Source organism: Acinetobacter sp. 16, from assembly GCF_033439925.1.
In the GTDB taxonomy this organism is placed as follows: domain Bacteria; phylum Pseudomonadota; class Gammaproteobacteria; order Pseudomonadales; family Moraxellaceae; genus Acinetobacter; species Acinetobacter junii.
Map to the genome: position 1 here is coordinate 1,921,642 of NZ_CP137746.1, position 20,279 is coordinate 1,941,920.

26 protein-coding genes are annotated in these 20,279 nt (G+C 36.5%); 16 read left to right on the forward strand and 10 right to left on the reverse strand.

Going from position 1 to position 20,279, the window contains the following annotated elements; translation table 11 throughout:
* Positions 1-469: 469 nt before the first annotated feature.
* Genes cydP through R2H34_RS09405 form a run of 5 tightly spaced genes read left to right on the forward strand, consistent with a single transcriptional unit; the run spans position 470 to position 3,797 of the window.
* On the forward strand, positions 470-661 hold the full coding sequence (gene cydP, locus R2H34_RS09385) for a cytochrome oxidase putative small subunit CydP (protein WP_004911375.1): 192 nt from the start codon (positions 470-472) through the stop codon (positions 659-661).
* Positions 661-2,238, forward strand: coding sequence for a cytochrome ubiquinol oxidase subunit I (locus R2H34_RS09390; protein ID WP_004962109.1), 1,578 nt, complete (start codon positions 661-663; stop codon positions 2,236-2,238). The genes cydP and R2H34_RS09390 overlap by 1 nt, the downstream gene beginning before the upstream one ends.
* Complete coding sequence (gene cydB, locus R2H34_RS09395; protein ID WP_004962111.1) at positions 2,235-3,380, forward strand: cytochrome d ubiquinol oxidase subunit II; 1,146 nt, start codon at positions 2,235-2,237, stop codon at positions 3,378-3,380. The genes R2H34_RS09390 and cydB overlap by 4 nt, the downstream gene beginning before the upstream one ends.
* A gap of 14 nt (positions 3,381-3,394) precedes the next feature.
* On the forward strand, positions 3,395-3,496 hold the full coding sequence (cydX, locus tag R2H34_RS09400) for a cytochrome bd-I oxidase subunit CydX (RefSeq protein WP_004653762.1): 102 nt from the start codon (positions 3,395-3,397) through the stop codon (positions 3,494-3,496).
* 4 nt (positions 3,497-3,500) lie between these two features.
* Entirely contained in the window at positions 3,501-3,797 is a 297-nt protein-coding gene (locus R2H34_RS09405; protein ID WP_004911382.1) for a cyd operon YbgE family protein, read from the forward strand.
* Positions 3,798-3,882: 85 nt separating this feature from the next.
* Here R2H34_RS09405 and R2H34_RS09410 read toward each other — a convergent pair whose 3' ends face one another.
* On the reverse strand, positions 3,883-4,413 hold the full coding sequence (locus tag R2H34_RS09410; protein WP_026057441.1) for a GNAT family N-acetyltransferase: 531 nt from the start codon (positions 4,411-4,413) through the stop codon (positions 3,883-3,885).
* 53 nt (positions 4,414-4,466) lie between these two features.
* Positions 4,467-5,144 (reverse strand): DUF2057 family protein, encoded by a 678-nt coding sequence (locus R2H34_RS09415; RefSeq protein ID WP_004962118.1) that lies wholly within the window; start codon positions 5,142-5,144, stop codon positions 4,467-4,469.
* 292 nt (positions 5,145-5,436) lie between these two features.
* On the opposite strand from R2H34_RS09415, the gene R2H34_RS09420 reads away from it, so the two are divergent.
* Positions 5,437-6,591 (forward strand): IS4 family transposase, encoded by a 1,155-nt coding sequence (locus tag R2H34_RS09420; RefSeq protein WP_075696541.1) that lies wholly within the window; start codon positions 5,437-5,439, stop codon positions 6,589-6,591.
* Between the two features lie 55 nt (positions 6,592-6,646).
* Here R2H34_RS09420 and R2H34_RS09425 read toward each other — a convergent pair whose 3' ends face one another.
* The 4 genes from R2H34_RS09425 to R2H34_RS09440 all read right to left on the reverse strand — a co-directional run bounded on the left by R2H34_RS09425 (position 6,647) and on the right by R2H34_RS09440 (position 9,542).
* A complete protein-coding gene (locus tag R2H34_RS09425; protein WP_004962126.1) occupies positions 6,647-7,243 on the reverse strand; it encodes a nitroreductase family protein in 597 nt (198 codons plus the stop codon).
* 245 nt (positions 7,244-7,488) lie between these two features.
* Positions 7,489-8,628 (reverse strand): signal recognition particle-docking protein FtsY, encoded by a 1,140-nt coding sequence (ftsY, locus tag R2H34_RS09430; RefSeq protein ID WP_004911397.1) that lies wholly within the window; start codon positions 8,626-8,628, stop codon positions 7,489-7,491.
* A 118-nt stretch (positions 8,629-8,746) separates the two neighbouring features.
* Entirely contained in the window at positions 8,747-9,076 is a 330-nt protein-coding gene (locus R2H34_RS09435; protein WP_004962130.1) for a hypothetical protein, read from the reverse strand.
* A 106-nt stretch (positions 9,077-9,182) separates the two neighbouring features.
* A complete protein-coding gene (locus tag R2H34_RS09440) occupies positions 9,183-9,542 on the reverse strand; it encodes a hypothetical protein (protein ID WP_004954146.1) in 360 nt (119 codons plus the stop codon).
* A gap of 226 nt (positions 9,543-9,768) precedes the next feature.
* Here R2H34_RS09440 and R2H34_RS09445 point away from each other — a divergent pair, with 226 nt between their 5' ends.
* The 3 genes from R2H34_RS09445 (at position 9,769) to R2H34_RS09455 (ending at position 11,205) form a co-directional block, all read left to right on the forward strand.
* Entirely contained in the window at positions 9,769-10,002 is a 234-nt protein-coding gene (locus tag R2H34_RS09445) for a hypothetical protein (protein ID WP_004911406.1), read from the forward strand.
* A gap of 257 nt (positions 10,003-10,259) precedes the next feature.
* The gene (locus R2H34_RS09450; protein WP_004911409.1) at positions 10,260-10,640 is read left to right on the forward strand and encodes a DUF2750 domain-containing protein; all 381 of its coding nucleotides are present in this window, start codon (positions 10,260-10,262) and stop codon (positions 10,638-10,640) included.
* Between the two features lie 133 nt (positions 10,641-10,773).
* Entirely contained in the window at positions 10,774-11,205 is a 432-nt protein-coding gene (locus tag R2H34_RS09455) for a CBS domain-containing protein (protein WP_004911413.1), read from the forward strand.
* 52 nt (positions 11,206-11,257) lie between these two features.
* Here the strand turns inward: R2H34_RS09455 and R2H34_RS09460 are convergent, their stop codons facing one another.
* Complete coding sequence (locus tag R2H34_RS09460; RefSeq protein ID WP_099948607.1) at positions 11,258-12,472, reverse strand: aspartate aminotransferase family protein; 1,215 nt, start codon at positions 12,470-12,472, stop codon at positions 11,258-11,260.
* A 163-nt stretch (positions 12,473-12,635) separates the two neighbouring features.
* Between R2H34_RS09460 and grxD the strand changes: the two genes are divergently transcribed.
* Complete coding sequence (gene grxD / locus R2H34_RS09465; RefSeq protein WP_004772459.1) at positions 12,636-12,977, forward strand: Grx4 family monothiol glutaredoxin; 342 nt, start codon at positions 12,636-12,638, stop codon at positions 12,975-12,977.
* A 34-nt stretch (positions 12,978-13,011) separates the two neighbouring features.
* Here the strand turns inward: grxD and R2H34_RS09470 are convergent, their stop codons facing one another.
* Positions 13,012-13,335: a hypothetical protein gene (locus R2H34_RS09470; RefSeq protein ID WP_004911419.1), complete on the reverse strand. Its 324-nt coding sequence runs from the start codon at positions 13,333-13,335 to the stop codon at positions 13,012-13,014.
* 79 nt (positions 13,336-13,414) lie between these two features.
* Between R2H34_RS09470 and R2H34_RS09475 the strand changes: the two genes are divergently transcribed.
* Positions 13,415-13,840, forward strand: a complete 426-nt coding sequence (locus R2H34_RS09475) for an HD domain-containing protein (protein WP_004962139.1) — start codon at positions 13,415-13,417, stop codon at positions 13,838-13,840.
* A gap of 52 nt (positions 13,841-13,892) precedes the next feature.
* A complete protein-coding gene (locus R2H34_RS09480; protein ID WP_004962142.1) occupies positions 13,893-14,816 on the forward strand; it encodes a LysR family transcriptional regulator in 924 nt (307 codons plus the stop codon).
* Positions 14,817-14,841: 25 nt separating this feature from the next.
* Here R2H34_RS09480 and map read toward each other — a convergent pair whose 3' ends face one another.
* The gene (gene map, locus R2H34_RS09485) at positions 14,842-15,636 is read right to left on the reverse strand and encodes a type I methionyl aminopeptidase (protein WP_318342250.1); all 795 of its coding nucleotides are present in this window, start codon (positions 15,634-15,636) and stop codon (positions 14,842-14,844) included.
* A gap of 344 nt (positions 15,637-15,980) precedes the next feature.
* On the opposite strand from map, the gene brnQ reads away from it, so the two are divergent.
* From brnQ to R2H34_RS09500, 3 genes are all read left to right on the forward strand, one after another.
* The gene (gene brnQ / locus R2H34_RS09490; RefSeq protein ID WP_004962146.1) at positions 15,981-17,282 is read left to right on the forward strand and encodes a branched-chain amino acid transport system II carrier protein; all 1,302 of its coding nucleotides are present in this window, start codon (positions 15,981-15,983) and stop codon (positions 17,280-17,282) included.
* Positions 17,283-17,494: 212 nt separating this feature from the next.
* Positions 17,495-18,241 carry an IS5 family transposase gene (locus R2H34_RS09495; protein WP_004912080.1) on the forward strand — a complete coding sequence of 249 codons (747 nt, stop codon included), beginning with the start codon at positions 17,495-17,497 and terminating at the stop codon, positions 18,239-18,241.
* A 259-nt stretch (positions 18,242-18,500) separates the two neighbouring features.
* Positions 18,501-18,740 (forward strand): hypothetical protein, encoded by a 240-nt coding sequence (locus R2H34_RS09500; protein WP_004911434.1) that lies wholly within the window; start codon positions 18,501-18,503, stop codon positions 18,738-18,740.
* Positions 18,741-18,772: 32 nt separating this feature from the next.
* Here the strand turns inward: R2H34_RS09500 and R2H34_RS09505 are convergent, their stop codons facing one another.
* On the reverse strand, positions 18,773-19,234 hold the full coding sequence (locus tag R2H34_RS09505; protein ID WP_075696543.1) for a hypothetical protein: 462 nt from the start codon (positions 19,232-19,234) through the stop codon (positions 18,773-18,775).
* A 119-nt stretch (positions 19,235-19,353) separates the two neighbouring features.
* Here R2H34_RS09505 and R2H34_RS09510 point away from each other — a divergent pair, with 119 nt between their 5' ends.
* The gene (locus R2H34_RS09510) at positions 19,354-20,211 is read left to right on the forward strand and encodes an alpha/beta fold hydrolase (RefSeq protein WP_075696544.1); all 858 of its coding nucleotides are present in this window, start codon (positions 19,354-19,356) and stop codon (positions 20,209-20,211) included.
* The last annotated feature ends 68 nt before the right edge of the window (positions 20,212-20,279 follow it).

Below are 20,279 nucleotides of genomic sequence, written 5' to 3' on the forward strand. Positions count from 1 at the left end.
TATTTGTCATTTAGATCAGCCCTCCTATCACTCTACTTTAGCTAAAAGCTCATATAGCGAATTGCATCACAATTTCAACAATAAACTCTACAATTACACTAGGTTTTAGTACTGCTTCATCATTAATTTTATTTATTTATGTAAGTAACTCTATAAGCATATGTAAATACTAGATATTTTATTATCATACTATTTTACTTGGTTTTAGATTAAATTAATTAACATTAAATCAAACCTTTTTAATCGGAAAAATATTATTAAATCACAACTGTTTTAATCAAGTTTAAAATGATAAAAACCAATTAATTTAGTTGGATAATAATTAGAATTAAAATTAATCAACAATACTCATAAATAGTTGTTTTTGATAATTTTTATTGCTTATATTTATTTAAACTATTCTAAAGGTTTATTTTTAATAAATTTTATTTAATAATGTTTTATATCTTTTAATATGAGGCTAAGTTCTATGAACACGAGTTCTCAAGATCCTAATCGGAAATTAATCCGTGAAATCACAATCATTCTTATTATTAAAGTTGTGATTTTACTTGTGATTAAAAACATCTGGTTTGATGCCCCAACAATTCCCAAAGATTTTAACAATGAAGTCGCTGAGCGTATTGCTGGCGACATGTCCAACAATCAGGAGACACGTTGATGATTTCTGAAAGCGTGGTCGATCTTTCGCGGTTCCAATTCGCAATGACCGCAATGTATCACTTTCTTTTCGTCCCTCTAACTTTAGGTCTTGCGTTTATTCTTGCCATCATGGAAACCACATATGTGATTTCAGGCAAAGAGATTTATAAAGATATGACCAAATTCTGGGGAAAACTCTTCGGGATTAACTTTGCCTTAGGTGTTACCACTGGTTTAACAATGGAGTTTCAGTTTGGTACAAACTGGGCATATTACTCTCACTATGTAGGTGACATCTTTGGTGCACCACTTGCCATCGAAGGCTTAATGGCTTTCTTCCTCGAATCCACTTTTATCGGTCTGTTTTTCTTTGGATGGGATCGTTTATCTAAAGTCCAGCATTTAGGTGTAACTTGGTTAGTGGCAATCGGTTCGAATATGTCTGCGCTATGGATTCTGATCGCAAACGGTTGGATGCAAAACCCTGTTGGTGCAGCGTTTAACTACGAAACCATGCGTATGGAGTTGGTTGATTTCGGCGCTTTGATTTTCAACCCAGTTGCTCAAGTAAAATTTGTACATACTGTTTCTGCTGGTTATGTCACTGGCGCAATCTTTGTATTGGCAATCTCAAGCTATTACCTGTTAAAGAAACGTGATTTACCATTTGCACGTCGTTCATTCGCTATTGCTGCGATCTTCGGTCTAGCATCTACACTTTCAGTCATCTTACTTGGTGATGAGTCAGGCTATGAGTTAGGTGACGTCCAAAAAACTAAACTCGCTGCGATTGAGGCTGAATGGCATACAGAACCTGCACCTGCTGCTTTCACTCTATTTGGTATCCCGAACCAAGCAGAGATGCGTACAGACTATGCGATTAAAATCCCTTATGTGATGGGTATCATCGCTACTCGTTCTACGGATAAACAGGTTACAGGCTTACATGACCTCATGAAAGAACATGAAGTCCGTATCCGTAATGGTATGATTGCTTACAGCGAGTTGGAAAAGTTACGTGCTGGTGATCGCTCTCCAGAATTGCTAGCATCTTTTGAGCAAAATCAAAAAGATCTTGGCTACGGTCTATTATTGAAAAAATATACACCAAACGTTGTTGATGCAACTGAAGCTCATATTCAGGCAGCAACAAAAGACACTATTCCAAACGTAGCAGCACTGTTCTTCTCATTCCGTGCAATGGTTGCTTCAGGCTTCCTAATGCTCTTGCTCTTCATTCTTGCAACTTGGGCTGTGGCTAAACGTAATGCAGAGAATAAACCTTGGTTACTTAAATTTGCATTATTTGCTTTACCACTACCTTGGATTGCAGCACAAACGGGTTGGTATGTCGCAGAAGGTGGTCGTCAACCGTGGTCAATTGGTGAAATCTTACCTACACATCTTTCTGCTTCTAGTGTGAGTGCTGGTGATGTATGGGGTTCAATTATCGCCCTAGCTGCTTTCTATACAGTATTGCTCATTATCGAGATGTACTTAATGATCAAATTTGCACGTTTAGGTCCAAGTTCTTTGCATACTGGTAAATATCACTTTGAGAAACTAGCTGCAAACACTAAGGAGGCTCAATCATGATCGAATATGAACTCCTAAAAATTATTTGGTGGGTTTTAGTTGGTGTACTACTCATTGGCTTTGCCCTCACCGATGGTTTCGATATGGGCTCTATGGCATTGATGCCATTTGTAGGAAAAACTGATTCAGAACGTCGTGCTGCGATCAATACGATTGCGCCACACTGGGATGGCAATCAGGTTTGGTTTATTACTGCTGGTGGTGCACTCTTTGCAGCATGGCCGATGGTATATGCAGTTGCATTCTCAGGAATGTATTGGGCTCTATTATTGGTACTTTTTGCCTTGTTCCTCAGACCAGTTGGATTTGATTATCGCTCTAAGCTAGAAAATACCCAATGGCGTAACTCTTGGGACTGGGGGCTTTGTATTGGTGGCGCTGTTCCTGCTCTAGTATTTGGCGTTGCATTTGGTAATTTATTCTTAGGTGTACCATTCACACTAGATGAAACTCTACGCTCTCAATATACAGGTAGTTTCTTTGCATTATTGAATCCATTTGCACTTATTTGTGGTTTGGTGAGTTTAAGTATGCTGTCTGCACATGGTGGCGCATGGTTAATGTTGCGCACAGATGGTGATCTCCATAATCGCTCAGCCAAAGCAACTCAAATCATGGCAATTGTATTCCTAGTATGCTTTTTGGCTGCAGGTGCATGGTTATTCTTTGGAAATATCTCAGGCTATAGTTATGCAGTGGCAGTTGATACAAATGCGGCATTAAACCCACTTGCAAAAAATGTAGTTACAAATGCAAATCATGGTTGGTTAAATAATTATTCAACTTACCCAATCACGATGGCAGCACCTATTGCCGCAATTCTTGGAGCCTTACTGGTCATTATTAGCGCAGCAAAACATAAAGCAGCAGCTAGTTTTACAGGTACAAGCCTCATGATTGTTGGTGCAATTTTAACAGCAGGTTTTTCATTGTTCCCATTCTTATTACCGTCAAGTATTGATCCAACATCAAGCTTAACCATGTGGGATGCTGTTTCTAGTCATAAAACACTGGGTGTGATGACAGTAGCTGCTTGTATTTTCGTACCTATCATTTTGATCTATACCTCTTGGTCTTACTACAAAATGTGGGGTGTCATCACCAACAAACATATTGAAGAAAACTCTCATAGTTTGTATTAATCAGGAGATGTGAAATGTGGTATTTTGCATGGATTCTAGGCGTTCTGATGGCATGTTTTGCTGGGGTACTTAGTGCACTCTATATTGAACATCACCAAGACTTAGATGAGGAATAATAAAATGGCTCAAGTCATGTCAACACCAAAGAATAGTAAAGCGCAAATTGTTGCAATGACCGTTTCCTTTTTGTTGGCATTGCCTCTTGCTGCAATTTTATTAGTTCATCCTGCACTCATGCTAGATGAAAATGGTCACTATAATCACAGCATACTCATGTTAGTCATGATTGGGATTTCAGGTGGTTTTATTCATGGTGTAGGATTTGTACCTAGATTTTGGTTATGGAAGTGGTTATTTAGCCCTTTTATCGCATGGCCTTTAATGCTTTTGGGATATTTTATTTGGTTAGGTAATTAACTAATCAATAATAAAAGAGGAAGTTAATACTTCCTCTTTTTCCACATAATGTAATTACAATTAAATTACTTTACACACAAAACAATCACCTAATTTTTTTAGTCATTTCAACTAGACTTACTGGGATTAATGATATTCCCACCTCCGCAGTTATTGGATAATCATCAACAACACCAGTGCGATTAAATCCTCTACGTTCATAATATTCAATAAGTTCTTTACGTACACTAAGTACATATAGATTAATATTCAAAACATCGGTATAAGTGTCACGTATATATTTTTCAGCAAAACTCAACATTCGATGCCCTATGCCTAAATTTTGTAGATCGGGATCAATTGCAAATGTCCCTATTTCTACAAATTCACGCATGAGGGTCAGCCCAATGCAAGCAATTATTTTTTCTTCAAATTGGGCTATATACAACTCAAAATTTTTATTATTAAGATCAGAAATTAATTGCTGCTTAGATATACGTGCACCCTTTACGTAGTCTTTTTCTGTTGTCCAACTTCGACCAAATTGATTTCGATAAGCTGCATTAATGACTTCAACCAAACGATTTATATCTTCAATTCTTGCTTTTCTTATATCTAAGTACATTTTAATAATCATTAGCCCATAAAAAACCGATGATAACATCGGTTTTTTAAGCAGATACTAAAAAATTAATTAGTTTGACCTGCTAACCAAGCCATAAACTTTTGTCGTTCAGCTTTAGATGCTTTCTGCCATAAATCCACTAATTGCTGATCTGTAGATTTGATCGAATTTGTACTCGCAACAGTTGCAATCGGTGCTTCGATAACTTGATTTGTTGCTGCTGCACCATAAACTGGTGCTGGTTGATTTACTGCATTATTTTTATTCTTACTAGTTAAATCTAGAGTACGACTGATTAAATTACTACCAGTAAACCATGGTTGAGCTTCATTATTCGCACCTGTTTGCTGTACAACTAATTTTTTGTTTTGATCATACAAAGCAACTGTTGGTTGTTCAGCGTATTTCTTTGCAGCTTCAAAACTTTTAGGCGCATTCACTAATCCAAGTACGTAAGACTGGTTATCCTTAAGTTCTGTAGCTTGTAAAGTTACAACGCCAGATTTAACGATGTCATGCTCACCATTTAAATGCTCAAAATATTCACGATAGCGTACATTGACCGTCAAATTACCAGGATCAACTTGATAGTTATTCTTTTTTGATGCGAGAAGACCATTATTCACTTCTTGACCGTTTACAGCAAGAATGACAATTTCTTCTGGTGCAGTGATTGTAACTGCTGAAAAAACTGAACTACTTAAAAATAAACCTAAAGCAGCAACACCAACTCTTAAAGACATTAGACTCTTCTCGATATAAACTATTTATGAAACCGTATGCACTATGCTACGAGATTGTGACTATTTTATGACAATAAACCAAACCGACAGTGCTTACAATTCGGCTTTTATTAGATATACATCTTTTTTAGTGATATAAAAAATAGAACTTTAGACGAACCCATTACTTCAAAACAAAAAAGAGCACTTGAAAGCACTACTGTCCCATAGTTTGCTTTAAATAAAAAAACCTGAGTCTAAATAGTTAAAATATGAGTGCAAACAAACACTTTAACTATAAAGGACTCAGGTTTTGTCACATCAGAATACCGTATTTCATCAATTACTCAAACCCATTCTAAGACAAGATTTTGAACGTCTGGCTAAACTGCACCACTCTGGGCAAAAATTAAGATCAGCCACCCGCTGGGATCAGTTTGTTGCCATATTGATGTCCCAACTTTCTTGTCGGCAAAGCTTAAGAGACATTCAATCCAATCTCGAATCCCAGCAGGAAAAGCTCTATCATCTTGGCGCGAAGAGAATTGCGCGAAGCACCTTAGCAAGACTCAACGAAGAACAGCCCGCCAGCCTGTATCAGCAATTGTTCACACAGCTGCTTCAGCGCTGTGAAAACTCTAAAACTGCACATAAATTTAGATTCAAGAATCCACTGTATTCACTAGATGCCAGTCATATTGATCTTTCACTGTCATTGTGCGCATGGGCAAAAGTACATGAATCCAAAGCCAGTATTAAACTCAGTGTTGGCTTAAATCACAGCAATACCATTCCTGAATTTGTAGCGCTTGGGGATAGTATTGAAAATGATATGGTGCAAGGCAGAGCATTTAAATTTCCTGCTGGCAGCATTATCGTCTTTGATAAAGGATATGTTGATTATCAATGGTTTGCTCAGTTGACACTTCAGAACGTCAGCTTTGTAACCCGGCTACGCCCAAAGATGGTTTATCAAGTTAAATCAAGCCGCAGCGTATTAGCGACTAAAGGGATTATTGCGGATGAATGTATTGAATTGAGCAGTGCGTATGCCAAGAAAAGAGGCGCACCTGAATTATTAAGACGTATAGAGTTTTATGATACAGATAAGAAAAGAACATTCGAATTTCTGAGCAACAACTTTCATCTGGCAGCATCCACCATTGCTGCAATTTATAAAGACCGCTGGAAGATTGAGTTATTCTTTAAAGCCATCAAGCAGAATTTAAAACTGAAGTCATTTCTAGGTCGAAGCCGCAATGCGATACAAACGCAAATATGGATTGCATTAATTGCCTATTTGCTGGTGAACTTCGCTAAACACATGGCACAAGAAGGATGGAGTGTTCAGCGTTTACTGAGAATTATTCAGGTCAATTTATTTGAAAGGAAACTTTTAAGGTCACTCTTTGTGCCTGATAAAAAATGGCGAAAACAAGAAGAACCTCAATTGAGGTTCTTCTTGTGATATTTGTGGGACAGCAGTGACTTGAAAGTGCCCTTTTTTAATAATCTTGAAAAACTTAGTTAAAAGTTTTGAAACGTGCAGCGTCATCCATAAATGGTTTATCGCCTGCTGGCGCTTCAATTGAACCAAATACTAACTGAGCACGTAATTTCCAATTTGCAGGAATATCATAAGTCTCAGCAACTTCCGCATCTACAATCGGATTATAGTGCTGTAATGATGCACCGATACCAATTTCAGAAAGCGCCGTCCAAGTTGCAAACTGAGCAATCGCACTTGAATGTTCAGACCATACTGGGAAATTATCAGCATATAAAGCAAACTGTTCTTGTAAACCTTTTACAACATCTTGATCTTCATAAAATAATACAGTCCCGAAACCTGCTGCGAAGCTATCAATTTTTTGATTTGTGCCTTCAAATGCTTCAGCTGGTACGATTTTACGTAAAGTCTCACGAACGATGTTCCAGAAATTTGTATGTGATTCACCATAAAGCGTCACAACTCGAGATGTTTGTGAGTTAAATGCTGAAGGGCTTTGTTTTACTGCTTCGCGAATCGTTTCTTCAATTTTCGCTTGATCTACTGTCACGTTTTTGCCAATTGCATAAATCGTACGACGAGCTTTGATGCTGTTTAAAAAGTTACTCATGTTGTTATTCCTCTTTTACCCTTTGGGTGTTATCTTGGATTGAATGTAGTGTATAACGGCTTATTTTTTATTAGTAGACCAAAAAATATAACAGATCGTTTTATTTTTGAAACGACCGTAAATGGTTGCCTATTTTTAGATCACAATAAAACTGTAGATTTACCTTAATTTCCTTTGATTGCTTTGAATATAAAAAAGAGGCTCTAAGAACCTCTTTTTAAAAGAATGAGCTAAATAATTAAAAATTATTTCTCAGTCTCGAACAAAGCAGCAACAAATGATTTAGCAGAGAAAGGACGCAAATCGTCAATCTTTTCCCCAACACCGATATAACGAATCGGCACATGAGTACGACTTGCGATATTGAATAAGACACCACCTTTAGCAGTACCATCTAACTTAGTAATTGTAATACCAGTCAAGCCAACAGCCTCATCAAAAAGCTGTACTTGATTGATCGCATTCTGCCCTGTACCAGCATCCACAATAAGCATAATTTCATGTGGTGCAGTCGCATCTATCTTTTGCATTACGCGCTTAACTTTTTTTAACTCTTCCATTAAGTTAGATTTGTTTTGCAAACGCCCTGCCGTGTCGGCAATGAGAACATCGATGCCTTTTGCACGGGCACTTTCGAATGCATCAAAAATCACAGAAGCACTGTCTGCACCATGACCCTGTGCAACAACTGGGATATCGTTACGCTCGCCCCAGATCTGCAGTTGTTCAGTCGCTGCGGCACGGAAAGTATCACCAGCGGCAAGCATGACCTTCTTTCCTTCAGCCTGTAAACGTTTTGCAAGCTTACCAATGGTTGTTGTCTTACCAACACCATTTACACCTACCATTAAAATGACATAAGGAGACTTGTTAGGATCAATATGTAGTGGCTTCACACGAGGAGCCAATAATGCTACCAACTCCTCTTGCAATGCTTTATACAAAGCATGCGAATAGATCAAATCTCCACGTGCTGTACGCTCTGTCAGATTTGCGATAATTGTTTTTGTTGCCTCAACACCGATATCTGCAATCAAAAGTTGTTCTTCAACTTCTTCTAATAGCTCATCATCGATTTCTTTACCACCGATCAAAATATTGACCATACCATCGGTAAAACTACGACGAGTTTTGATTAATCCATCCTTCATACGTCCAAAGAAACCTGTTGATTTGGTTTCTTCTTCCTCTTCTGAAGATACTGATTGATGTTGCTCAGTTATTTCGACGTTAGTAGCTGGCGCAGGTGTTGTTTCAACTGTTGTTTTTACAGCTGGCTCAATAATGGGAACATCGACAGCAGGTAAACTCGGTAATGTGACATCATCATCGCCGATATCAGCATCTATCAAGAATTTATTTTGCATATTCGATTGCTGTTGCATGTCAATTCCTTGAGAATAAAGCAGCTTTTTAAAAAGATGGTCAGTCTAGCATAAATAGATTTTATTTTCCCGACTGCTACAAATCCCTCATTTATAAATAAATTACTTTGATTAAAACTCATTCATCATCGAGCGAAAGTGCAGGATATTCTTGGATACGTGTAGATTCAAATTGAAACGCATTTAATAGTTTTAAATATTCGACCCGACGAATTTTTTGAGCTTGTAAAACATTCAAAGCCATAGCCTGCGTTTTGGGATGACTAGCTTGTTCAGCCAATTGCATAACCTTCAGATATTGATCCTGATTCACTGGTCGTAGTAGAGCATTAAATGCAAGAATAAAAATGGCTATTAGAATAAATATCACTAAATAGACATTAAACTGATCTAATTTATGCCCTAATTTTAGCTCTAAGATTTTATGTTTTAAATGTTTAGACAGCATGACTAACCTCAATATTAGAAGTAGTGTATGTGCCTACGTAACTCAGTACAAGACTCACGTTCAATAAGCCGCCAAAATATCGTTTATTGAACGTGATGGTTATAGGTCAACTCACTAATGTACGTACAAAGGCGAAGTAAAGGATAAATGCAATAATCACTAAACTAACAAATACAGCAAACATTCCCACACCACTTTCTGCATCTGCTGGATGTAAATCATCATCATCTGCTATACGGCGCAGCTCTCCGTTATAAATTTCATAAAAACGATCTTTTTGCTCTGGGCTAAGCGTACTCGCAAAATCATAAACCCTTTTACGCTGAGCTAAACAATAATCACCCAAATGAATTTCTTGATGGAAAATAGCCTCATCAAGTAATTTTCGATGATGATGTGCCAATTCAATAATTTGATTTTCAGATGGTGGAACATCAAAGGTTAAACCATCGATTACGTTTGACATGTTATTCTCCTTTTCTATTATTTTCACTTTGATTTTACTTAAAATTATTTGCTAGAAATGTTTAATCGTGTAAGCTTTTATTTACAGAAAGACACTCGATATATTTGACAATTCCATTATTTTTGTCATAATAATTTAACAATTCAAAGTTAAATTAGCTTATATTCAAAGTAAAGTGTCTTTGGATAGAATTTGCGGTAATCATAATTAAAATAAGGAGTTATATATGATTCAACATTTCACACAACACGAACTAGAGCATGTGTATGCAAATGCGGTTAATACCATTCAATCGCAAAAAAACTTTCAAGATGCAGTGAAAGAACTTGAAGAAGTAGCAAAAGCAGGTCATGGTAAAGCAGCATTATTTCTAGCAGAATTGTATTATCAAGGTTTCCGAGTAGAGCGTGATTCACTTAAAGCTCAATACTGGCAAAAGATGGCAACCTTACAAGCATAAAGAGACGTCACCTAGGTGGCGTTTTTTTATGCCTGCAACAAAGATAAAAAGTTATCTTTATCTGAGTTAAAAAATGTAATTTCTTTAGCATCTAAAATTTAATTAGAGCTTACTTTTTTCAATAAATGTGATGCAGATTACGATTTATTGAAATAATTAGAATATTTGCTTACCATTTTGATGAATTGATTAAACATAAATGCAAAGTATATTTCTTATAATAAAACATGAGTTTATAACTATATAAGTTTAAGAATATGTATCGGTTTAACCATTTTCAACCTGTTTCTCGTGAGTTGATGATTAAAATTTCAATCCTAAAAACAATGATGTATTGCGGTGTACTTTGGGGTCTTTATCATCAAGGTTGGGCAATCAAATCTGATCAAGATGGTCACGTATTCCCTTTTTGGCTAAATGGCGTCCAAGCACACCGTTATGCAAAATCACATTGGAAACATTACCAACCACGTAAAATCACACCCAAAGACTTTCACGAATCGTTGCTTCCTACTTTGACCCGATTACAAGTTGAACCTGCTTTATTTAATTCTTCGCACAGAAAATTCAAACTTTCTACTCAACAAATGCAGCACTTTTTCTTTATGCCAAAAGACACTGTAATGCCAGCAGTATAAAGCATCTAATCAATGATGACTTTTTAAGCACTTACATTAAAAAGTCATCATCGAAGATAAATTAGGGCTTTGCATTTAAAAAAAATACCGTTAAGTTAAATGAAAATGACAATACAACACAGGTGGATAAATAATGACAATCGTTGCTCAAGTCATCAAGAATAAAGCTGTACAATCTATTTTTACGATTTCACCAAATGCGACTGTACTTGAAGCAATTAAAATCATGGCAGATAAAGGTGTTGGTGCTTTAGTCGTTGCAGAAGATGAAAAAGTGGTTGGAATTTTCTCTGAGCGTGACTATACACGTAAAATCGCCTTGATGGAGCGCTCTTCAAATAATACGCTTGTTTCGGACATTATGACTTCAAAAGTGATTTCTGTAAGCTTAAACAATACAGTTGAAGAATGCTTAAACTTAATGACAGATCGTCATTTACGCCATTTACCTGTTCTTGAGAATGAAAAATTAGTTGGTTTTATTTCAATTGGTGATTTAGTCAAAGCTGCCATGGAAGATCAGCGTGTTTTAATTGAACAGTTACAACAGTATATTTCTGGCTAATTGATTAATATAAAAAAGGGCAATTTAATTGCCCTTTTTTTATTTACAAAGATCAACCTTTCAAGAAACTCTGAATGGTTGGTACAAGACGCTTAAGAAGATCGTCTGCTTGTTCTTGTGTCATGTTTAATGGAGGAAGTAAACGAACCACTGAACCTGCGGTTACGTTAACAATTAATTTGTATTCATCACGAGCGATTGCAACAATTTCAGCACAATCTTTAGGTAATTGAATACCAATCATCATACCAAAACCACGAACTTGAACATTCAAATCATTTAAATGCACTTTGAGCTGCTCAACTATGTATGCGCCTACTTTAGCCGCATTTTCTACTGCATTTTCATTTTGAAGTGTGTCAATCACTGTGTAAACAACACGTGAACCTAAAACAGTTCCACCATAAGTAGAACCATGACTACCAGCACCCAATAGTCCAACTGCTTTACCTTGAGTCATAACCGCACCAACAGGAAAACCATTTCCTAAACCTTTTGCAGTTGTCATCACATCAGGAACTATATTGGTGTGTTGGTATGCAAAATATTTACCTGTACGACCATTACCAGTTTGGATTTCATCAAGCATCATCAACCAATTGTGCTGATTACAAAGTGCGCGAACTTCTTCTAAATAGCTGAAGCCTTGTGGAGCGGTATTGACACCACCTTCACCTTGAATTGGCTCAATCAAGATAGCAACAATGTCTGGATGATTGATCGCAGCTTCTTGGATTGCCTCAACATCACCAAATGGAACTCGAATAAACCCTTCAACTAATGGCGCAAAACCTTCCTGAACTTTTTTATTCCCTGTTGCAGACAAGGTTGCCAAAGTACGACCATGAAAAGATTGTTCAGCAACGATAATTTTAGGATTACTCACACCTTGCTGCGCACCAAATTTACGAGCAATTTTAATTGCACCTTCATTTGACTCAGCACCGCTATTTGAAAAAAAGATTTCTTCCATTCCTGAAACTTCAGCAAGTTTCTGCGCAGCAGCTGTCTGCCAAGGAATTTCAAATAAGTTACTGGTGTGTACTAATGTTGCAGCTTGCTCTGCAATTGCTTCTGCAATCACAGGATGAGCATGACCTAAACCACATACAGCAATACCTGTCAAAGCATCCAAATATTCAGTACCATCTGCTGTATACAGATACGCCCCTCGTCCTCGAACAAAACTGATCGCTTGGCGACCATAAGTAGCCATAAGATGTGAAGGTTGATCAGGTTGCACAGGAGCAAGAGTGATATTAGTCATAACAAACTCAATCTATCGTTAGTTGTGTTGAAAAGGGTTATATAAGCAAAAACCTGTGTAGATTGAAAGCTTAAACTCACATTTATACAAGAAAAATCTTTAGCAATAGCCCGCAACTAATTTTTCGGTATATAATTTGGGAAGATTAGTTGAGGATCTATCTATGACGGAACAAGCGCGTGATACAGTAGCGTTAATTCGTGATCAAATTGCGAAACACCCTGTTTTACTTTACATGAAAGGCACTCCACAATTCCCGCAATGTGGTTTTTCAGCTCGTGCAGTTGAAGCACTTAGTCAAATTGGTCGTCCATTTGCCTATGTAAATATCTTAGAAAACCAAGATATTCGTGCAACATTACCTCAAATTGCAAACTGGCCTACTTTCCCACAGTTATGGGTAAATGGTGAGCTTATTGGTGGTAGCGATATCATGCTTGAGATGTTCCAAAATGGTGAATTAAAACCATTAGTTGAGCAATATAGCCCAGCACCTGAAGCATAAGTTTAAAAAGCCAATCTCTTGATTGGCTTTTTTATTACTTACAACTTAAACCGATATAACGAAACATCCCTTCGACGCCCAAATCTGATTTTAAAATAATTACATCTTCATATGTTGACTTTGAAATACTAGAAAAGATATTCATATTGGCATCTTCATGAATTTCATCAACAGATTGTGACAAAGTTTCTTCAAAACGATCTGCTATATATTCAAATCCCAAGTCCATAGCGATAAATAACGTATGATCACATGGTTGGATATATTGCTCTTGTTCCCAATCTAGTACAGCTTGTTGACAATATGGGCAGACAATATTTTGAGTTGAATCGGCAATATTAATAAGTTGATAAGACATGATGATAAAGCTTAAGAAATTAAAAACAGTTTAAAAGAATATCGTAATCAAAGCTATTCCGCTCAGGAGTATTTAGCACATGGTCTCTATAGAACAAGCTATCGCTTTTGCCGCTACAAAGCATATGGGACAAGTCGATAAGGCGAATGCCCCTTATATATTACATCCTTTACGCGTCATGATGAACGTCTCAACGATTCAGCAAAAAATTGTAGCCGTGTTGCATGATGTTCTCGAAGATACTAATACTACTGTAGATGAACTATATGAATTAGGATGTGATAACGATATTGTTGAAGCAATTCTGGCATTGACTAAACTAAAGGGTGAATCTAGAACTGAGGCTGCAAAACGCACCCTTCAAAACCCTATAGCACGTGTTGTGAAAATTGCAGATATCACTGACAATATGGACTTATCGAGGATTCACTCACCTACAGATAAAGATTTTGAACGAATTAAAGAATATCAACTGGTTCGCGATATTTTGACACAAAGTATTTAATCAACCGGTTTATACTAACCTAGAACTTGTAAAAGTTGGAGTTTATGGCGGAATGCTAACGGATTTAGATGATTTTTACTGCTTTGCACTGGTTGTAGAACATGGTGGTTTTAGCGCAGCCGAACGTGCAACTGACATCCCAAAATCTAAGCTTAGCCGTAGGGTCTATAATTTAGAAGAACAACTAGGCGTTCGCCTCATTCAACGCAGTTCACGACATTTTGCTGTCACTGATATCGGTATGGATGTCTATAGACACGCACAAGTCATGATGAATGCCGCGCAAGCAGCACATGATGTGGTTAATCACTTAAGTAGCGAACCTCGTGGCGTGATCAAAGTGAGCGTTCCTGTCGACATCGCCCAAAACCAAATGGCCAAAATACTACCCGCTTTTTTGAAGAAATATCCCGAAGTACGCGTACAAATGATGGTCAGTAACCGTCGTGTTGATGTTATTAATGAAGGTATTGATCTAGCTTTAAGGGTTCGTTCTAAATTAGATGATGACCCCAATCTCGTATTAAGAGAGTTTGAAGCAATAGAACAACGTCTTTTTGCCAGTCAAGCATATCTTAATGAATTTGGACACCTAAATACACCTGAAGAACTGAGCAAACACCGTATTATTAGTATGTCAGAAGATCATCTCGATCAACAATTCTTATTAAGTGGCCCAAATAATCAACAACAAAAAATTAAAGTTAACCCAGTGATTATGGCTTCCAATCTTTTAATGTTGGCACAACTTGCAAGCCAAAATTGCGGTATCGCTTTATTACCAGATAGTATTGCTCAAGATTTTGTAAAATCAGGACAATTAGTAAAAGTATTACCAGAGTGGACTGCACCTCATGGTATTTTTCACGCTGTATATCCATCGAGAAGAGGTTTGCTACCTGCCGTACGTGTATTTATTGATTATCTGGTTGAACAACTAACGATGTGCTCTACAAGAAAAAGGCCTGATTTTTAATCAAGCCTTGATGATTCGAAACCCTTTAAATTGAAGGATAATGTCCAGTTCCATTTGGCCATGGCGTCAATAGCTCAAATCCATCATCAGTCACAGCAACCATGTGCTCCCATTGCGCTGACCAAGATTTGTCCTGAGTAACAACCGTCCAACCATCACTCAACTCTTTAACAAATGGTTTCCCAGCATTAACCATGGGTTCAATCGTAAATACCATGCCTTTTTTCAGCACCATACCCTGACCTTTTTGCCCGTAGTGCAAAATGTTTGGCTGTTCATGATATACGCGCCCAATTCCATGACCGCAATACTCTCGGACAATACTATAGCCTTCACGCTGTGCTACAGATTGAATTGCATGACCAATATCACCTAAAGTCGCACCAGGCCTCACAGTATGAATACCAGCAAGCATCGCTTCGTAGGTAGTTTCTACTAATTTTTTTGCTTCAGGAGTAGGTTCACCCACAAAGTACATTCTACTGGTATCACCAAAGTAACCATCTTTGATGACAGCTACATCAATGTTTAAAATATCACCGTCTTTTAAAATCTTCTTTGCAGAAGGAATTGCATGACAAACCTCTTCATTGACGGAGATACACGTAGTCTTCGTAAAACCATGGTAGCCAACATTGGCAGGTATCACTTGCAGCGTATTTACAATGTAATCATTACAGATATCATCTAGGTATTCTGTACTTACGCCAGGCTTAATATACTCGCCTATCATTTCTAAAACTTGTGCCGCTAAACGTCCTGAGATTCTTAACTTCTCAATATCTTGTTCCGTTTTGATGGTCATAGTAGAAGCTCTCATTCGAGATATTCCTTATTAAAAAATAATAAAATCAAAAAATAATGCATAGGCGTTGCATTCATCATTTCTATAGTTTTACGCCTTAGCTTTCAAATGTTCAATCCTTTTATGGACTAACACCAATTAATTGTACATTTAATTTAGATTTTTATCATAATATCATCATGTTTAACCCATTTTTTCACTTTTAAAATCATTTCAAACAATTATGTTTACCAATCCTAATTATATGATTTACAAGCTTTCTTTTTAGTCAAAAATCAATCAATTTTCACATAAAATTAGTTTCAAAAGAGAACATTTTTGGTCTAGAATTCGCACTTTTATTTTAAACCTCCCATTTTATGAATCATCTTCGTACAGGAGATATTATTGCCTTAGGTTTTATGACCTTCGCACTGTTTATTGGTGCAGGTAATATTATTTTCCCACCTATTGTCGCACAACAAGCAGGTGAACATGTTTGGCTTGCTGCTTTTGGTTTTTTAATCACTGCAGTTGGTTTACCAGTGCTTACCATTATGGCTTTATCGCGAATGCAAGGCTCAATCGAGATTATTAGTTCTCCTTTAGGTCGATTTGCTAGCCTTTTATTAACAATTGTTTGTTATCTCTCTGTTGGTCCATTATTCGCTACTCCACGGACTGCGACAGTTTCATATGAAATTGGTTTTGCTCCTTATTTTGGAACTTCGAGTAGTAGTTTATTTATATATAGTGTGATTTATTTTGCTCTAGTGACTGCTGTATCACTCTACCCAAATAAGCTGTTAGACACTGTAGGGCATGTTCTTGCGCCTTTAAAAATTATTGCACTGGCAATTTTAGGTATTGCAGCAATTGTTATTCCGACTGGTTATATCTCACCGCCGATCAACAACTATGTGAGTAGTCCAGTATCTGAAGGCTTTGTTAATGGTTATCTCACCATGGACACGCTTGGTGCATTGGTCTTTGGTATCGTAATTATTCAAGCAATACAATCACGTGGTGTGACAGACTCAAAACTGATAACTAAATATGCAATTATTGCAAGTTTAATTGCAGGTGTTGGACTTACACTCGTATATATCAGCCTATTCAAACTTGGTTTGGGTAGTCATGAAGTTGCTGCAAATGCTGACAATGGTGCTATTATTTTGCATGCATATGTTCAACACGCATTTGGCGACTTGGGTTCTATCTTTCTGACTGGATTAATTTTTTTAGCATGTATGGTGACTGCTATTGGGCTAACCTGTGCTTGTGCTGAATACTTTACAGAATTGACTGGCCTACCATATAAATTACTTGTTTTTATCTTGATCGGTTTTTCATTGGTCATTTCGAATCTAGGCTTAACAAAACTTATTGCATTTTCAGTACCAGTGCTTAGTGCTATTTATCCACCAGCTATAGTGGTTATTATGTTGAGTTTTTTCTGGAAATTTTGGAATAAACCATCATTAGTTGTTGGATCAGTTACTACGGTTGCTTTTATTTTCGGAATTATAGAAGCGGTAAAAGCTGCGGGATTCAACGAATATTTACCAGTTTTCATTCAACATCTACCTTTGAATCAACAAAATTTGGCATGGCTACTTCCGTCTCTTATTGTACTGGTGGTAACTACTGCTATTGATCAAATGCGTAAAGAAAAAATTTAAAATGATTTGTCGTTAAAATGATGTTTTACCCAGACATGATTTTAGCTATACAGAAAATGTTCTTTTATCCAACGTTCATTTTTTGTTTACGACAAATCTTTTTAGCTGTTAAATTAATAATTTATGGTTTTATTAGGGTGTGTTGACACTTTTAGCTTAAAAAATAGCGAAGTAGTAAAATCAAATCGCCAAACCCAATTTTACTATTCGCTATGCCTCGTACCATGCTGACAGATCAACACTGGCAAAAGTTGAAAACTATTTTGCGTAATTTATCTATTCATCACAACTCAAATTTACGTAATTTTATTGAAGCTATTCTCTATAGAATTAGAACAGGCTGTCCGTGGCGAGATATTCCTTCCTATTTCGGTCAATCAAACTCTATTTTCAAACGTTTTAATCGTTGGTCAAGCAGCGGTAAGTTGCTTAGATTATTCAAATTATTAGCATCATGCCCCGATATGGAGTGGATTTTTATTGATGGCTCTCACGTACGTGCTCATCAACATTCTGCCGGTATAGCGAATCAATCCATTTCTAAAAGTGTAGGAGGAAACTCCTCAAAAATACATTTGATTGTTGATTCACATGGCAATCCTATTGATTTCATGATTACCGATGGCACTACACATGACATCAAAGTTGCACCTGATTTAATAGCAACATTAGATTTAAAAGAGACAGAAGTGGTATGCGCAGATAAAGGCTATGATTCAGAACCACTGCGTGAGCAGATCAGAAAAACAGGAACAAAAGCGAATATACCAAAGAAAATAAATAGCCAATCGAACAATGATCATATGGACTGGTATTTATATAAAATCAGGCATTTAGTTGAAAATATGTTTTGTAGATTAAAACAATTTAGAGGGATAGCTACTCGATATGACAAGCTCAAAAGAAATTATCAAAGTGCTGTTGCCTTAGCCTGTATATTTTTATGGCTACCTTTATAGGTTTAATTATGAACAGTAAATGTCAACAGACCCTATTTTCTATTTCTAAATGTAAAAAAACCAACAATATCATAATTAAAAATACCAACAATCACCAAATAAAATAATATTTTCATATATAAATCAATACATTCTAAAATTTATTTTCAAAATAGTCTTTTTACCTATTGAAATCCCTAAAAATAAGCAGTACAACTTTAAATTCAATTCTGACAAAAACGATTAGGTTTCTGTCATCACGACTCAAGGAGGGATGGAGATGTTATCATTACATTTCAACAAGCAAGTCTTCATTAACACTCTGAAGGCAAACGATTCGATCGTATATGCAATCACAACACTGGCACTTATGGCTACGTTGTTATTACAAGGCACAATTAAAGGTAATTTGAAACCTGAATATTTTGCCTATGCATTGATCGTTTCACTAGCCTTTTGTACGTGGGGTATTGTGGACCGAAAGTTTCGACAGATGAGCGCTGAGCGTCAAAAAAACTAATTTACAAAAATGGATGAGTCATCATCCATTTTTTATTGGAAATAAATAATTGTTCCGTAAAGCAATATAGCTGTTGCACCCAGCTCAACCACTATCAAACTAAACATTATAAAACTCATACACCAAGTTGGTAGTGTCCAACGTCCCAATTGATGAGGTTGTTTAAATTGGTTGGTTGTGTCTTTTAAAAAGCCATGGATTATGTAAGTTAGGATCGACATCGAGAAAAAGAACAGATTCGCAACAACGCAAAATAATTTTGTAGTTTCACTTAACATACTGAAATAACTTAAACATGCCAAAATTAAACTGGCACTCGCATATAACAAACTACTACGATGCGCAATATCTACATAATAATGAGCTCTTGATTGTTGAGATCTTCGAATTTGATAATATTTCCAAACGCCTGTTAACATTCCTACCCAAAGAAAAATTCCACTGAAAATTATTGCTAATTCCATTGCTTGGTTAAATTCCACAACTATATCCATTTGATTTGTTTAATTAATAATCTTGATTCTACCTTTATTTGACTTTTTAGTCATTTTTTATATAAGTTTCTTTTTAGAACTTGTGTAAAGTAATTAGAGATAGTATTGAGTTCTCCGTTATGAATACCTATGAATCTTTTTGGATCAGCTGTAAAGATGGTTATCAACTTTCAGCTCGATACTACGCTTCTGAAAATAATACAAAACAGTTTCCAATTCTGGTTTGTCCAGCAACTGGCATTACTCAGAACTTTTACAATTCATTTGCACAATGGCTGAATCAACAAGGTTATCAAGTTCTCACCTTTGATTTCAGAGGAATTGGTGAATCATTACATGGCAAATTAAAAGATTCTACAGCAAGTATTGATGATTGGGGTTTATTGGATATACCAGCTGCAATTGACTCACTAATCAACAAAACCCACGCACAACAGGTGATTATTATTGGTCATAGTGCTGGCGGGCAGTTGCTTGGTATCAACCCTTCTTATGAAAAAGTTGCCAAGGTATTAGCTATTGCGGGTTCTACAGGTCACATCAAAGGTCTAAAGGGAAAAACTAAGTTATTAGCTCCTGTTATGTTCAACATTATTTTCCCTGTTTCAAGTTTATTTAAAGGATACGGTGCGACACAATTCATCGGCATGGGTGAAAACCTACCGAAAAATGTTGCAAGACAATGGGCTGAGTTTTGTAGTAAACCTGGTTATGTAATGAATACGATTGGTAAAACTATTTTTAATGACTATCATCAGCAGATTAAGTGCCCTATCGTTTCGTTTTGGGCTACAGACGATGAAATCGCCACAGAAGCGAATGTCAAAGATTTATTACGACTGTATCCAAACGCTGAAACCAAACTAGTTCAACTTGATCCACAGAAACATGGTTTTAATGAGATCGGACATATGTCGATGTTTAAAAAGAGCCATAAGCAACTATGGTCAATCATTGAAAAAGAAATCAACGTCTAATAAATAAGTACCCTCTTCACTTTACGCATTTAAATATGTAATCCTGTTTAGATGCGTCTTTTTAATAA

What these genes read in the sequence shown, in the direction of transcription:
- cydP (WP_004911375.1), top strand. Translation starts at nt 470, where the DNA reads ATGAACACGAGTTCTCAAGATCCTAATCGGAAATTAATCCGTGAAATC.
- brnQ (WP_004962146.1), top strand. Translation starts at nt 15,981, where the DNA reads ATGAATCATCTTCGTACAGGAGATATTATTGCCTTAGGTTTTATGACC.
- R2H34_RS09405 (WP_004911382.1), top strand. Translation starts at nt 3,501, where the DNA reads ATGGCTCAAGTCATGTCAACACCAAAGAATAGTAAAGCGCAAATTGTT.
- R2H34_RS09500 (WP_004911434.1), top strand. Translation starts at nt 18,501, where the DNA reads ATGTTATCATTACATTTCAACAAGCAAGTCTTCATTAACACTCTGAAG.
- R2H34_RS09410 (WP_026057441.1), bottom strand. Translation starts at nt 4,413, where the DNA reads ATGATTATTAAAATGTACTTAGATATAAGAAAAGCAAGAATTGAAGAT.
- R2H34_RS09510 (WP_075696544.1), top strand. Translation starts at nt 19,354, where the DNA reads ATGAATACCTATGAATCTTTTTGGATCAGCTGTAAAGATGGTTATCAA.
- R2H34_RS09475 (WP_004962139.1), top strand. Translation starts at nt 13,415, where the DNA reads ATGGTCTCTATAGAACAAGCTATCGCTTTTGCCGCTACAAAGCATATG.
- R2H34_RS09450 (WP_004911409.1), top strand. Translation starts at nt 10,260, where the DNA reads ATGTATCGGTTTAACCATTTTCAACCTGTTTCTCGTGAGTTGATGATT.
- grxD (WP_004772459.1), top strand. Translation starts at nt 12,636, where the DNA reads ATGACGGAACAAGCGCGTGATACAGTAGCGTTAATTCGTGATCAAATT.
- cydX (WP_004653762.1), top strand. Translation starts at nt 3,395, where the DNA reads ATGTGGTATTTTGCATGGATTCTAGGCGTTCTGATGGCATGTTTTGCT.
- R2H34_RS09415 (WP_004962118.1), bottom strand. Translation starts at nt 5,144, where the DNA reads ATGTCTTTAAGAGTTGGTGTTGCTGCTTTAGGTTTATTTTTAAGTAGT.
- R2H34_RS09440 (WP_004954146.1), bottom strand. Translation starts at nt 9,542, where the DNA reads ATGTCAAACGTAATCGATGGTTTAACCTTTGATGTTCCACCATCTGAA.
- ftsY (WP_004911397.1), bottom strand. Translation starts at nt 8,628, where the DNA reads ATGCAACAGCAATCGAATATGCAAAATAAATTCTTGATAGATGCTGAT.
- R2H34_RS09435 (WP_004962130.1), bottom strand. Translation starts at nt 9,076, where the DNA reads ATGCTGTCTAAACATTTAAAACATAAAATCTTAGAGCTAAAATTAGGG.
- R2H34_RS09480 (WP_004962142.1), top strand. Translation starts at nt 13,893, where the DNA reads ATGCTAACGGATTTAGATGATTTTTACTGCTTTGCACTGGTTGTAGAA.
- R2H34_RS09495 (WP_004912080.1), top strand. Translation starts at nt 17,495, where the DNA reads ATGCCTCGTACCATGCTGACAGATCAACACTGGCAAAAGTTGAAAACT.
- cydB (WP_004962111.1), top strand. Translation starts at nt 2,235, where the DNA reads ATGATCGAATATGAACTCCTAAAAATTATTTGGTGGGTTTTAGTTGGT.
- map (WP_318342250.1), bottom strand. Translation starts at nt 15,636, where the DNA reads ATGAGAGCTTCTACTATGACCATCAAAACGGAACAAGATATTGAGAAG.
- R2H34_RS09390 (WP_004962109.1), top strand. Translation starts at nt 661, where the DNA reads ATGATTTCTGAAAGCGTGGTCGATCTTTCGCGGTTCCAATTCGCAATG.
- R2H34_RS09455 (WP_004911413.1), top strand. Translation starts at nt 10,774, where the DNA reads ATGACAATCGTTGCTCAAGTCATCAAGAATAAAGCTGTACAATCTATT.
- R2H34_RS09470 (WP_004911419.1), bottom strand. Translation starts at nt 13,335, where the DNA reads ATGTCTTATCAACTTATTAATATTGCCGATTCAACTCAAAATATTGTC.
- R2H34_RS09460 (WP_099948607.1), bottom strand. Translation starts at nt 12,472, where the DNA reads ATGACTAATATCACTCTTGCTCCTGTGCAACCTGATCAACCTTCACAT.
- R2H34_RS09505 (WP_075696543.1), bottom strand. Translation starts at nt 19,234, where the DNA reads ATGGATATAGTTGTGGAATTTAACCAAGCAATGGAATTAGCAATAATT.
- R2H34_RS09445 (WP_004911406.1), top strand. Translation starts at nt 9,769, where the DNA reads ATGATTCAACATTTCACACAACACGAACTAGAGCATGTGTATGCAAAT.
- R2H34_RS09425 (WP_004962126.1), bottom strand. Translation starts at nt 7,243, where the DNA reads ATGAGTAACTTTTTAAACAGCATCAAAGCTCGTCGTACGATTTATGCA.